General features: G+C 68.8%; 9 protein-coding genes. All 9 read right to left on the reverse strand.

Annotated features, from left to right (window positions below; all coding sequences use genetic code 11):
- Nucleotides 1-74 precede the first annotated feature (74 nt).
- The 9 genes from tkt to ACZK08_RS15715 all read right to left on the reverse strand — a co-directional run bounded on the left by tkt (nt 75) and on the right by ACZK08_RS15715 (nt 12,692).
- Nucleotides 75-2,072 carry a transketolase gene (gene tkt / locus ACZK08_RS15675; RefSeq protein WP_065181670.1) on the reverse strand — a complete coding sequence of 666 codons (1,998 nt, stop codon included), beginning with the start codon at nt 2,070-2,072 and terminating at the stop codon, nt 75-77.
- A 202-nt stretch (nt 2,073-2,274) separates the two neighbouring features.
- On the reverse strand, nt 2,275-3,594 hold the full coding sequence (locus tag ACZK08_RS15680) for a dicarboxylate/amino acid:cation symporter (protein ID WP_053518469.1): 1,320 nt from the start codon (nt 3,592-3,594) through the stop codon (nt 2,275-2,277).
- A 57-nt stretch (nt 3,595-3,651) separates the two neighbouring features.
- Entirely contained in the window at nt 3,652-5,313 is a 1,662-nt protein-coding gene (locus ACZK08_RS15685; protein ID WP_478452261.1) for a BatD family protein, read from the reverse strand.
- Nucleotides 5,314-5,342: 29 nt separating this feature from the next.
- The gene (locus ACZK08_RS15690) at nt 5,343-7,142 is read right to left on the reverse strand and encodes a tetratricopeptide repeat protein (RefSeq protein ID WP_065181672.1); all 1,800 of its coding nucleotides are present in this window, start codon (nt 7,140-7,142) and stop codon (nt 5,343-5,345) included.
- Entirely contained in the window at nt 7,139-8,143 is a 1,005-nt protein-coding gene (locus ACZK08_RS15695; protein WP_053518465.1) for a vWA domain-containing protein, read from the reverse strand. Before ACZK08_RS15695 ends, ACZK08_RS15690 begins: the two co-directional genes overlap by 4 nt.
- A complete protein-coding gene (locus tag ACZK08_RS15700) occupies nt 8,140-8,589 on the reverse strand; it encodes a DUF4381 family protein (protein ID WP_053518464.1) in 450 nt (149 codons plus the stop codon). The genes ACZK08_RS15695 and ACZK08_RS15700 overlap by 4 nt, the downstream gene beginning before the upstream one ends.
- Nucleotides 8,586-9,515, reverse strand: a complete 930-nt coding sequence (locus tag ACZK08_RS15705) for a DUF58 domain-containing protein (RefSeq protein WP_065181673.1) — start codon at nt 9,513-9,515, stop codon at nt 8,586-8,588. Before ACZK08_RS15705 ends, ACZK08_RS15700 begins: the two co-directional genes overlap by 4 nt.
- An 8-nt stretch (nt 9,516-9,523) precedes the next feature.
- Nucleotides 9,524-10,549, reverse strand: a complete 1,026-nt coding sequence (locus tag ACZK08_RS15710; RefSeq protein WP_065175742.1) for an AAA family ATPase — start codon at nt 10,547-10,549, stop codon at nt 9,524-9,526.
- Nucleotides 10,550-10,721: 172 nt separating this feature from the next.
- Nucleotides 10,722-12,692, reverse strand: a complete 1,971-nt coding sequence (locus ACZK08_RS15715) for a type IV pilus secretin PilQ (protein ID WP_065181674.1) — start codon at nt 12,690-12,692, stop codon at nt 10,722-10,724.
- Between the last annotated feature and the right edge of the window lie 9 nt (nt 12,693-12,701).

Here is a 12,701-nt window from a genome sequence, read left to right on the forward strand (position 1 = left end):
GGGCATGGCCCGGCGCCAGCCCAAAGGAAAGGCCGGCTTGCGCCGGCCTTCCCTGCATCACATCGCGATGCTGCTTACAGCGCCTTGGCGGCGTCCACCACGTGCGCGGCGGTGATGCCGAAGTGCTTGTACAGCTGGTCGGCCGGGGCCGAGGCACCGAAGGTGTCGATACCGATCACCGCACCGTCCAGGCCGACGAACTGGCGCCAGAAACCAGTGACGCCGGCTTCCACCGCCACGCGCTTGCGCACGGCGTTCGGCAGCACCGATTCACGATATGCCGCATCCTGGCGCAGGAACACATCGGTGGACGGCATCGAGACCACGCGGGTCTTGAGGCCGGCCGCGTCCAGCTGGGCTTTCGCTTCCGTGGCCAGCGAGACTTCCGAACCGGTGGCGATCAGGATCACGTCCGGGGTACCGGCGGCGTCGGCCAGCACGTAGCCGCCACGCTCGATCTGCGCGATCTGCTCAGCGCTCCGTGGCTGGTGTGGCAGGTTCTGACGGCTGAACACCAGGCAGCTCGGGCCGTCCTGGCGGGTGATCGCCGCCTTCCAGCTCACCGCCGACTCGACGGCATCGCACGGGCGCCACACGTCGTTGTTCGGGATGTAGCGCAGCGAGGCCAGATGCTCCACCGGCTGGTGGGTCGGACCGTCTTCGCCCAGGCCGATCGAATCGTGGGTGTAGACGTGGATGGCATGGGCCGGGATCAGCGCGCTCATGCGAACGCCGTTGCGGGCGTAATCGCTGAACACCAGGAAGGTGGCATCGAACGGAATGAAGCCGCCATGCAGCGCCAGGCCGTTGGCGATCGCGGTCATGCCGAACTCGCGCACGCCGTAGTACACGTAGTTGGCGTTGGCGTCGTCGCTGGCGACCGAGGTGCTGCCCTTCCACAGAGTCAGGTTGGAGTGCGCCAGGTCGGCCGAGCCGCCGACGATTTCCGGCAGCAGCGGCGCGAAGGCCTCGATGGCCAGCTGCGAGGCCTTGCGCGAGGCGATCGTCGGGCCTTCAGCCGCGACCTTGGCGATGTACGCGTCGGCCTGGGCAACGAAGTCGGCCGGCAGTTCGCCGTGCGAACGACGGGTCAGTTCAGCGGCTTCGGCCGGATACTGGCCCGCATACTTGTCGAACAGCTGTTCCCATTCGGCCTGGCGCAGGGTGCCGGCACCGTTGGCGCGCCAGCCATCGTAGATGGCCTGCGGGATTTCAAACGGGCCGTACTCCCAGCCCAGCTGCTTGCGGGTGGCTTCCAGCTCGTCCTTGCCCAGCGGAGCACCGTGGCTGGATTCCTTGCCGGCCTTGTTCGGCGAACCAAAGCCGATCGTGGTGCGGCAGCAGATCAGGGTCGGCTTGTCGCTCTGCGACAGCGCGGCCTCGATGCCGGCCTTGATGCTCTCCGGGTCGTGACCATCGACATCGCGGACCACGTTCCAGCCATAGGCCTCGAAACGCTCCGGCGTGTTGTCGGTGAACCAGCCTTCGACGTTGCCATCGATGGAGATGTGGTTGTTGTCCCAGAAGCAGACCAGCTTGTGCAGGCCCCAGGTGCCGGCCAGCGAAGCGGCTTCATGCGAGACGCCTTCCATCAGGCAGCCATCGCCCATGAACACCCAGGTGCGATGGTCGACCACTTCCAGTTCCGGACGGTTGAAGCGCTGCGCCAGCAGCTTCTCGGCCAGGGCGAAGCCCACGGCATTGGCGAAACCCTGGCCCAGCGGGCCGGTGGTGGTTTCCACGCCGGGGGTTTCATGGCGCTCCGGGTGACCGGCGGTGTGGCTGCCAAGCTGGCGGAACAGCTTGAGCTGCTCGATCGGCAGGTCGTAACCGCTCAGGTGCAGCAGCGCGTACTGCAGCATCGAGCCGTGGCCGTTGGACAGCACGAAACGGTCGCGGTTGAACCAGTGCGGATTGCTCGGGTTGTGGCGAAGGTAGTCGTTCCAGAGCACTTCGGCGATGTCGGCCATGCCCATGGGCATGCCGGGGTGGCCGGACTTTGCGGTTTCAACCGCATCGGCGGCAAGGAAGCGGATGGCGTTGGCCAACTGGCGACGGGTAGGCTGCGTCATGGTTCTGTCGGAATCGGGAGGCGGCCGCGGACGTGCGGGCGACCTATTGTCCCATAGTCACCGGGTGGGGGTCAGTTCCACTTGCCCGGTCGTGCGGGCGCTGGCCGGCAACGTCGTGATCTCCGCCGGATTCCGCATGTGAAAAGGGGTCGGAGCCCTTTCCGTGCGGAAAGGAATCCGACCCCGATCAGGTCGCCAGGACTCAGTCGCGGTCGGGAACCAGCGCCGGGCCGTCGTGGCCCTCGCCCTTGGCCACCAGGGTGGTCAGCGCCAGATCGCCGGTCACGTTCAGCGCCGTGCGGCACATGTCCAGGAAATGGTTCACGCCCAGGATCAGGCCGATCCCCAGCGGGTTGACCCCCACCATGGCGCAGATCATCGCTACCACCGGCAGCGAACCCGACGGCACGCCCGCGGTACCGATGCCCCCCAGGATGCACACCGCCATCACCATGATCTGCTGGCCGATGCTCAGGTCCACGCCGAAGAACTGGGCCAGGAAGATCACCGTCACGCCCTCGAACAGCGCCGTGCCGTTCTGGTTGGCGGTGGCGCCCACGGTCAGCACGAAGCGGGACACGCGCTGCGGCAGGCCCATCTGGTCGGCCACGCGCAGCGCGGTCGGCAGGGTGGCGTTGCTGGAGGCGGTGGAGAAGGCCATCACCGTCGCTTCCTGGGTATCGCGGAAGAACGACAGCGGCGAACGGCCCGACAGCCACACGGCGGCGCCGTAGGTCACCACCATGTGCAGGCCCAGTGCCAGCACCACCACGCCCACGTAGGCGCCCAGGCGGATGATCAGCTCGAAACCGAACAGCGCGGCCAGGTTGAACATGAAGCAGGCCACCGCATACGGTGCCAGGCGGATGACCAGATTGATCAGGGTCATCGAGATTTCGAACACGCCTTCGATGGCGCGGCGCAGCGGGGCGACCTTCTCGTCATCGGTCAGCACCATGCCGATGCCGAACATCAGCGCGAAGAACATCAGCGAGAGGATCGCGCCGTTGTCGGAGGCCGCCTGCAGCACGTTGCTCGGCACGATCGACAGCAGCATGTCCATGCCCTTCGGCGTGCCATGGATGCCGGCGACGATCTCCTTGCTGCGTTCGGCGTTCTCCGAGAGCATCAGCGCGGCGGTCTGCGGATCGACGCCGACGCCGGGCTTGAGCAGGTTGACCAGCACCAGGCCGATGGCCACGGCGATGCCGGACAGCAGCACGGTATAGGCCAGCGTCTTCCAGCCGATGCGGCCGAGGGCGCGGATGTCGCCCATCTCCGACACGCCCATGATCAGCGCCGAGAAGATCAACGGCACGATCAGCATGAAGATCAGGTTGAGGAACAGCCCCGATGCAGGCGTGGTGATGTAGTCCATGACCCACTTGGCACCGGTCTGCAGACCATCGACGCTGCCACCCAGGGCGTGCACGGTCAGTCCCAGGATCAGGCCGATCGCGAAGCCGATGCCCATCTTCCAGTGCAGGGGCAACGTCTTCTTGCCGGCGGCAGCTGCTGTCATACGCAGGTTTCCTCGAAAAATGAATGCACTCTAACAAAGCGCGCAAGCGGCGCCGGTTCAGGTTCGGCGCTGCGGATACAGCGGCGCCAGCCCAGTGTCGGTGCCGCGGGCGGTCCCCGACCAGTGTGGTCCGTCACGGAAGGCCTCGCGCAACCGCACACGCAGCGGTGCCGGCTCTCCCTGCCCGCCCCATCGCACCTGCTGGAGGTCCTGCAGCACTCGGCGCTGGATCGGATCACCCAGCCTGGCGATGACCTGCTCCAGCCGCGGTACACCTGCCATCGCGCACAGCTGCGCTTCGACCTGGTCGAAGCCCTCGCCGTCCAGCACCCGGCGCAGTTCGGCGACGCTGCCGCGTCCTTCGCTGGCTTCCGGCCCGGACGGCGGCCCCGGCGGGCGAGTGGCACCGCGCATGGACGGCCCGCCGCGTCCGCGCTGCCAGCCCCACAGCAGGGTCAGCAGCCACAGCAGCGCCAGGCCGATCACCGCGGCAATCCAGGGCCAGGGCTGGCTCGGCGTCCCCGAGGCGATCGGATCGGTGGCCGCAATGCGCGTGTCGTCGTCGGGCAGCGCTGCATCGGTGTCGATCGGCGGCGGCGCGGCGGGCGCGGCAGTGCCCGTACCGGCGCTGACCGTCAGTGCCAGGTCCGGCAGTCGTGCCTGCTGCGCGCTGCCGTCGCGCACGTTCCACCATGACACCCTCGGCCCCGGCACCTGCAGCGGACCCGGCTGGCGGGGCACGACGGAGTAACGACGGGTGATCTTCAACCGCGGGGTGCTGCCATTGAAGGTCTCTTCGTACTGCGCCGGTTCGGCGAACACCTGCGCCGCCGTGCCGAGGTCCGGAACCGGAAGGTCGGTGAACTGGGCACGGGTGGCACCTTCGGCGATCGCTTCGACCACGATGGTGGCGGCCTCGCCGGTACGCGCAGTACTCGGCGCGCTGGTATAGCGCAACTGCAGGCCCTGCAACGGCAGCCACGGCTGCGGCGCCTGCATCGGCTGTGCCTGCACCTGCAGCGTGCGGTCGGCGCCGGTGGCGTTCATGCGGCCATCGCCCCCTCCGAAGAAGTCATCGAAGAAGCCGCCCGCGCTGCGGCCGTTGAAGCGCGCGCCGGCCAGGCGCAGTGTCCCGCTGCGCTCGGGAATCAGCAGGAAGCGGCGCTCGACCACGTTGTAGCGGCGTCCATTGACCTGCCTCACGTCGGTACGGTCGTCGCCCACCCGCTGCAGCGAGGCACCGGCGGGCGTATCCACGATGAGCTCGCCGGAGGCCAGCTGCGAGGCGAAGAACAGGCGCACGACCACGCCAACGCTCTGCTGCACATAGGGCGTGTCATCGTCGACATCGGTCTGGATGAACGCCATGGCCGCACCGTTGGCAGCGGTGACCGGGGCGGCGGCATCCACCTGCAACGTCAGCGGTGCGGTCTGCGCAGTGCCCACCTGCAGGGCCGGGATCGTCAGCGTGCCACTGCGTCGCGGCGTCAGTGCCACGCCATACAGACTGCGTTGCTGCATGCTGCCGTTGCTCCACTCCACCTGGCGGCTGCTGGTCTGCCCACTGAGATCGAAGTCACTGCGCAGCGGCGTGAAGTCCGGCGCACCGGCATCACTCTGCACGTTGAGGGTGACCGTATCCCCCATCGCGATGCGATCGCGGTCCAGCCATGCCCGCGGCTCTGCCCAGGCCATCAATGGCAGCCACAGCAGCAGCATTGCCGCACACCGGCGTAGGCCGTGCATGTTCATCGCCCTTCCCTCTTCCTGCGTTCGTTTTCCAGCTGGAACTTGGCACGCAGCAACGCGCCCGGATCATCCGGCACGCGCCGCATCCAGGCGTCCACCGCCTGTTGTTCCTCGCGCTGGCGCGGCGTGCGGCCGTCATCGCCCGCCACGGTCGGATCATTCTTCTCCCGGCCCTCGCGCCCCTGTTCGATGGCCTGCTGCATGCGCTGTCGCTGCTGCGCGTCGGCCTCGGCCTGCGCATGGGCGTCCTCGGCCTGGGGCGGTGACGGCGGTCCCTGATCACCACGCTCACCGGGCCGCGGTTGCGGCTGGGCGCCGGCGTCTGAGGGCGGGGGGCGCTGCGAGGGCGCCTGCGGCTGTCCCTGCCCCGACGGCTGGCCCTGCTGTGGCTGGCCCTGCTGATCCTGCGGCGTCGAGGACGGCTTCCGGGGCGGATTCTGCTGTCCCGGGCTCTGCCGCTGGCCACCCGGCGGCTTGCGCTTGCGTGCAGCATCGACAACAGCCCGGTTGGCCACCGCGTCGGCCATCCCCGGCTGCAGGGCCAGTGCGCGATCGTAGGCGGCTATGGCATCGTCGTACTGGCCTTGGCGGGCCAGCACATTGCCGAGGTTGTACCAGCCGGCCGCGGTGTCGAGCCCTTCGAACTGCTGCCGGGCACGTGCGAAGTCACCCTGGCGGTAGGCCTGTACGCCTTCGGCCAGACGCTGATGCTGCACCTGGTCCGCCCGCTTCCACAGCGTGCCCTGCACCGGCCGCGTCTGTGCCTGCGCCTGCGCGCCGTCCGTCCACGGCAACAGGCCGACCGCCAGCACGGCAGCCAGCAGCGCACGCCGTCGGAACGCCAGCAACGCAAGCAGCATCAACGGCGGCAGCAACCAGAAGCCTTCGTCGCGCCATTGGTGACCGGTACCCGGCCGCTGCAGCGCTGTGCCCTCACGGGCATCGAGCACACCCAGCGCGCGCAGGTCGCGCTCATCGGCGGCGATCCGCACATAGCGGCCGCCGCCGGCCGTCGCCACGGCGCGCAGGCGGCCTTCGTCCAGCGCGGCCTGGCGGATCTGGCCGCTGCTGTCGCGGTACGCGGCACCGCCCGGAGTTCCCAGACCCAGCACCGACACCTGCAGCCCCAGGCTGCGGGCCTGCGAAGCAGCGAGTTCGGCCTCATCGTCAGCCTGATCGGTGATCACCAGGATCTGCCCCTGGGGCGCGCCGGTCTGCCGCATCAGCCGTGTCGCCCAATCGATGCCACGATCGGCACGCTGGCCATCGCGCGGCATGACATCCGGCGACAGCGCGTCCAGATAGAGCGCGACATTGCTGGCATCCTCGGTCAACGGAGCGACGGTATAGGCATCGTCCGCATAGACGATCAGCCCAACCTGGCCGCCCTCGCGGGCGCGCAGCAACGTGCCGATCTTGGCCCGCGCCTGCAGCAGGCGCGACGGTGGCAGGTCGGTGGCGGTGATCCGGCTGGACAGGTCCAGCACCACCAGCAACGGTGCGCTGGCCTGGAACATCGGCTGCGCCTGCTGTCGCCAGCTGGGCCCGGCCAGGGCCAGGCACGCCAGCGTCCAGCCCAGCAGCTGCGCCCACGGCAGGCGCATGCGACGGCGCGGCCCCGACGCCAGCAGATGGGGCAGCAGATGGGCATCGACCGCCTGCCGCCATGCATCGCTGCGGCGCTGTCGATACACCGCTACGGCCACGATCAACGGCAGCGCGGCCAACGCCCACAGCCAGTCAGGCCGCAGGAAATGCAGCGCGTTCCAGTCCGGCAGATGGGATGCCAGGGCGATCATCGACGACGCTCCGGCCATGCCCACGCAAGCGCACCGAGCAGCAGCGCCACGCCCAGCGGCCAGGGATAACGCTCATCGCGCGGGCGCAGGGCCGGCCCCTTCTCCGCGATGGGCTCCAGCCGGTCCAGCTCGGCATAGATGCCTGCAAGCTCGGCAGTGTCGCGGGCGCGGAAGAACTGGCCGCCGGTCATCCGGGCGATCTGCCTGAGCGTCGCCTCGTCCACCGGGTCCTGGTCGGCGGAAATCGGAATGCCGAGAAAGCGCATGCTGCCATCGCCGCCAAAGGCGACGGTGTGGATGCGCACGCCCTCGGCACGCGCTACCTCCGCCGCACGCAGCGGTTCCAGCACGCCTGCATTGCTGACGCCATCGGTGAGCAGGATCAGCACACGCTGGCCCTCGGGCTGGCTGCGCAGGCGCTTGACTGCAAGGCCGATGGCATCGCCGATGGCGGTCTCGCGCCCGGCCAGGCCGACCACGCTGTCGCGCAGTTGGTCGCGGACGCTGGCCAGGTCGGCAGTGAGCGGGGTCAGCGTATAGGCCCGATCACCAAAGATCAGCAGGCCGATGCGATCGCCTGCACGACGGTCAAGAAAGTCGGCCAGCACGGCCTTGGCGGCGGTCAGCCGATCGACGGCCTGGCCGCCGAGCACCATGTCGGCCTCGCCCATGCTGCCGGACACGTCCATCGCCAGCATCATCTGGCGCCCCTGCTGCGGCGGTGTGATCGCCTCGCCCAACTGCTGCGGCCGCGCCAGCGCCACGCACAGCGCGATCCAGCCCAGCCACAGCAGCAGCGCACGCCACCTGCGCGCATCGATACGACCCGCTCCGGCCAGGGCCTCCAGTTCGGTCGCGGCATAGGGCACGCGCAGCGCAGCGCCGGGGGCGGCACGGCGCTTCCAGGCCAGCATCAGCAACGGCAACGGCACCGCCAACAGCGCCAATGGCCAGGCCAGCTGCAGGTCCGGCCAGGGCCAGTAACTCGCCAGCGCACTCATCGGCGCCGCTCCTGCAGCATCGCCAGGTAACGTCCGCGTGCCCAGCGGCGCAGCACTGCGACATCGGCCGCATCCACCTGCGGCCGGTACGCGCCCTCGGCAAGCAGATCGCGCTGCGCCGCCGGCAACGTCGCCTGCGGATCCACCCGCTGCCACCAGGCGTGGTCATGCAACGCTTCGCTGCCCGGCCGTGCCTGACGCGCGGCACGGCGCAGCAGGCCCGCAATGGCCGCCACCTCAGCGGCGGCATCGGTCGCGCCCGCCAGCTCGCGATCAAACGCCTGCAACCAGCGCTGCTGACGCCGACGGCGACGCCACCACAGCAGGGCGAGGATCAGCAGCGCCAGCAGCAGAACCGCCCCGATCATCAGATAGCCGGGGGCCGGTGGCCACCACGACGGTGCCGGTGGCAGCTGCACATCGCGCAGGGGCAGCGCTGCGCTCATGCGGGTACCTCGGTAGGCGCCGGCGCCAGCCAGGCATCGCTGGCCGCGTCACTGCTCAGTACCTGCACATCGATGCGGCGTGCCCCCAGCTGGCGCTGCAGTTCCTGCAGCGGTTCAACGAAATGCGCATGCCACTGCGCCTGCACGTCGCTGCGGCGCAGGTCCAGTCCGATGCGCTGCTGGGCGGCAAGGAACTGCAGGGGCGCCGACGGCGGCTGCAGCTCCAGCGGATCGACCAGCAGCACCAGGCTGAGGTCGTGATGCTGGGCCAGCGCTCCCCATCGCGCCGGCGCAATGCGGATGGCCTGCTGCGGGTCGGCCAGCACCAGCAGCCGTGCACCCGGACGCAGTACGCGCGCCGCGTGGTCCAGCGCGCGCTCCAGACCCAGGTCATCGGCCGGAGGTTGCGCATACCAGCGCGTCAGCGCGTCGAGCACGCGCAGCACGCCACGTGGTCCGCCGGCTGGCGCTACCGGCGCTTCGCGGTCACTACCGCGCAGCGCACCGATGCGGTCGCCGCGGCGCTGCGCCGACCAGGCGGCGACTGCACCGGCACGCGCAGCCTGCACCGACTTGAAGCGCACGCGGGTGCCGAAGTACAGCGCGGGTGAGGTATCGGCCACGATCAGACTGACCCGTTCGCGTTCGGCCTGGAACAGCTTGGTATGGGCACGACCGGTGCGCGCGGTCACGCGCCAGTCGATATGACGAGCATCGTCACCGGCGACGTACTCGCGCGATTCGGCGTACTCCATGCCGCGCCCGCGCAGCGGCGACGGTGCCTGCCCCGCATTGCCGGCGCGGCCGCGACGGGGCGGCGGCGGACGCTGGGCCAGACGGCGCAGCGCCACCAGCTCGGCCAGCTGCGGGCGCAGTCCATCGCCTTCGCTGGCGGACACTCCATGCTCCTGGGATGTATCGGTCATGCGCAGGCTCAGGGTGCCGGCACCCGGGCCAGCAGTTCCTGCACCAGCCGTTCGCCATCCCAGCCTTCGGCGGTCGCCTCGTAGCTCGGCAGCACGCGATGGCGCAGCACGTCCGCAGCCACTGCACGCACATCATCAGGGGTGACGAAGTCACGGCCGGCCAACCACGCGCGCGCACGCGCGCAACGCTCCAGCGCGATCGAACCGCGCGGGCTGGCGCCCCACGCGATGCGACGGCCCAGCGCGGGGTCGTAGCGGGCCGGATCGCGGGAGGCCAGCACCAGCTCCACCAGGTAGCGTTCCAGGGCCGGTGCCATGTGCAGGTCCAGTACCTGGCGACGCGCCTGGAAGACATCCTGCATCGGCATTTTCTCCGGGGCCGCCGGGGCTTCACCCAGCGCGCCGCGCGCACGTTCGCGCGCCAGCCGCAGGATTTCCGCCTCGGCCGTCTGGTCCGGATACCCGATGCGCACATGCATCAGGAAGCGGTCCAGCTGCGCTTCGGGCAACGGGAACGTGCCCTCCTGCTCGATCGGGTTCTGCGTGGCCATCACCAGGAACAACGAGGGCAACGCATAGGTGTGGCGACCCACGGTGACCTGGCGCTCGCCCATCGCTTCCAGCAGCGCCGACTGCACCTTGGCCGGTGCACGATTGATTTCATCGGCCAGCAGGATCGGATGGAAGATCGGGCCCGGCACGAATTCGAAACGGCCTTCCTGCGGGCGCCAGATCTCGGTACCGGTCAGATCGGCAGGCAACAGGTCCGGGGTGAACTGCACGCGCGCGAAATCGGCCTCCAGGCGCGCTGCCAGGGCGCGGATGGCGGTGGTCTTGGCCAACCCGGGCGCGCCCTCCACGAGCAGATGGCCATCAGCCAGCAGCGCGATCAGCAGGCGCTCGACCAGGGCGGCCTGGCCGACGATCTCGGCCGACAGCGCCTCGCGCAACGTGTTGAACGCCGCGTGCAGGTGGGACGTGGCCGGCGTGGCAGCCGGCATTGCAGATTCGGGCATCGGCGGGGGCAGGTTCATGAGGGCCTTTGACCGGCACAGGACGGCACGGGTTCCCGACATCATCGCAGGGTGCCCCGGCGATGGCATCAAGAGACGCTGAACAGCGTCCACGCCCTGCGTGGCTGCATGGCCGCAACGCAGACGGGGCCGCACATGGCGGCCCCGTTTCGCACCTGCTGCAGGCGGTGGATCAGTTCTGCTTGGCCACGCGCAGCACCTTCGGCGTCACGAACACCAGCAGCTCGGCCTTGTCCTTGTTGCGACCGCGCTTCTTGAACAGATTGCCCAGGAACGGCACATCGCCCAGGAACGGCACCTTGCTGATGCTGTTGCGATCGGTGAACTCGTACACACCGCCGATCACCACGGTCTGGCCGTCCTCGACCAGCACCGCGGTATTGACTTCGCGGCGGTTGATCGACGGCACCGTGCCGTAGCCCTGCAGCTCGATCAGGCGATCGACTTCATCCTTCTTGACCTGCATGTTCAGGAACACGCGGTTGTCATTGGTGATCGTCGGGGTCACCCGCAGCTCCAGCACGACTTCCTTGAACTGCACGTTCGGCGTCGAACCCGCGCCCCCGGCGGCACCGGTACCGCTGATGGTGACGTAGCCGATCTCCTTGCCCTGCTTGATCATCGCCTCGCGCTGGTTGGTGGTGACCACGCGCGGATTGGAGATCACTTCGCCACGCGATTCCTCCTGCATGGCCGACAACTCGACATCCAGCAGGTAGCCCGCGTTGAGGATCGACAGCGCCAGCGAACCCGGGTTGTTGGCCAGGGCCACCGGCAGGTTCCAGTTCAGGCCACGCTCGATGGTCGAGCCGGTCGGCACCGGTGCCGGACCGACACTGCCACCGGCCTGCCACTCACGCACGGCCTTGGCATTTTCCAGCGCGGTATCGACCTGCGATTTGCGGGTCTTGGCGTTGGCGTCGAGGCTGCCGCTGAAGTAGACATTGTCGCGGCTGCCGCTGATGCCGAACTTCGCACCCAGTTCGCGGGCAAAGGTGTCGGTGGCGATCACGATGCGGCTTTCGATCAGCACCTGGTCCACCGGACGATCGATCACCCCGATCAGTTCGCGCATGCGTGCGATCTTCTTGGGGATGTCGCTGATCATCAGCGTGTTGGTGCGCTCGTCGGCAACGATGCGGCCGCGCGTGGACAGGAACCCGCTTTCCTCCTGCGACGAGGAACCGCCACTTCCACCACCGCCACCGCCGCCGATGCCCTTGGCCTCGGTCAGCGCTTTGAAGATCTGCGTGGCGCTGTGGTAGTTGATCTGCACGTAATCGGTCACCAGGTCTTCGCGGTTCTCGATGGCGATGCGGGCGTCTTCCTTCTCCTGCTCGAACTTGGCCAGCTCGGCCTGCGGCGCGACCCAGATCACGCTGCCATCGCGACGCTTGTCCAGGCCCTTCGCGCGCAGCACGATGTCCAGCGCCTGGTCCCACGGAACGTTGACCAGGCGCAGGGTCACGTTGCCCTGCACCGAATCGGACGCCACGACATTGAGGTTGGATTCTTCGGCGATCAACTGCAGCACCGTGCGCACCGGCACGTCCTGGAAGTTGAAGGTGACCGGCTTGCCCGAGTAGCCACGCTGGCCGACGGCCTTCACCGCCTGGGTGACCGTACCGGCGTTGACCGCACCGACGGCGGCGGGCGCCTGTCGCGGACTGATCTCGACCACGTATTCGTTGCCGCTCTGGTAGGCCAGCGACTCCACCGTACCCGCCGTGCTCAGCACCAGCTGGGTCCCGGCGCCCGATGGCTTGGCATCGATGCGCTGCACGGGCGTGGCAAAGTCGACCACGTTCATCGGCTTCTGCAGGTTGGCCGGCAGGCGCGCGTTGCCCACGTCGACCACGACGTTGCTGCCCTGCGTGCGCAGGTCGGGAATCGCGCCCTGGCCGTCGAACTGCAGGATCAGGCGGCCGACGCCGTCATCGCCGCGCTTGAAATCGATCTTGGACACCGACAGGCCAGTTGTCGCCGGGGCCGAAGGGGCCACCGCGGTGCTGGCCGGTTTCTCCGCCGGTGCGGCGGCCAGCGCCGGAGCGCAGGCCAGCATCAGCGCGACTCCCAGCGCGCTGACACGGTTCAAGGTAGAGCGCCGGATGGGACGCAGCCCCTTGGCTTGGTGAAAGGTCATCGTGCTATC

This window comes from Stenotrophomonas sp. 112478_Sma (genome assembly GCF_056479905.1).

What these genes read in the sequence shown, in the direction of transcription:
- tkt (WP_065181670.1), bottom strand. Translation starts at nt 2,072, where the DNA reads ATGACGCAGCCTACCCGTCGCCAGTTGGCCAACGCCATCCGCTTCCTT.
- ACZK08_RS15680 (WP_053518469.1), bottom strand. Translation starts at nt 3,594, where the DNA reads ATGACAGCAGCTGCCGCCGGCAAGAAGACGTTGCCCCTGCACTGGAAG.
- ACZK08_RS15685 (WP_478452261.1), bottom strand. Translation starts at nt 5,313, where the DNA reads ATGCTGCTGCTGTGGCTGCCATTGATGGCCTGGGCAGAGCCGCGGGCA.
- ACZK08_RS15690 (WP_065181672.1), bottom strand. Translation starts at nt 7,142, where the DNA reads ATGATCGCCCTGGCATCCCATCTGCCGGACTGGAACGCGCTGCATTTC.
- ACZK08_RS15695 (WP_053518465.1), bottom strand. Translation starts at nt 8,143, where the DNA reads ATGAGTGCGCTGGCGAGTTACTGGCCCTGGCCGGACCTGCAGCTGGCC.
- ACZK08_RS15700 (WP_053518464.1), bottom strand. Translation starts at nt 8,589, where the DNA reads ATGAGCGCAGCGCTGCCCCTGCGCGATGTGCAGCTGCCACCGGCACCG.
- ACZK08_RS15705 (WP_065181673.1), bottom strand. Translation starts at nt 9,515, where the DNA reads ATGACCGATACATCCCAGGAGCATGGAGTGTCCGCCAGCGAAGGCGAT.
- ACZK08_RS15710 (WP_065175742.1), bottom strand. Translation starts at nt 10,549, where the DNA reads ATGAACCTGCCCCCGCCGATGCCCGAATCTGCAATGCCGGCTGCCACG.
- ACZK08_RS15715 (WP_065181674.1), bottom strand. Translation starts at nt 12,692, where the DNA reads ATGACCTTTCACCAAGCCAAGGGGCTGCGTCCCATCCGGCGCTCTACC.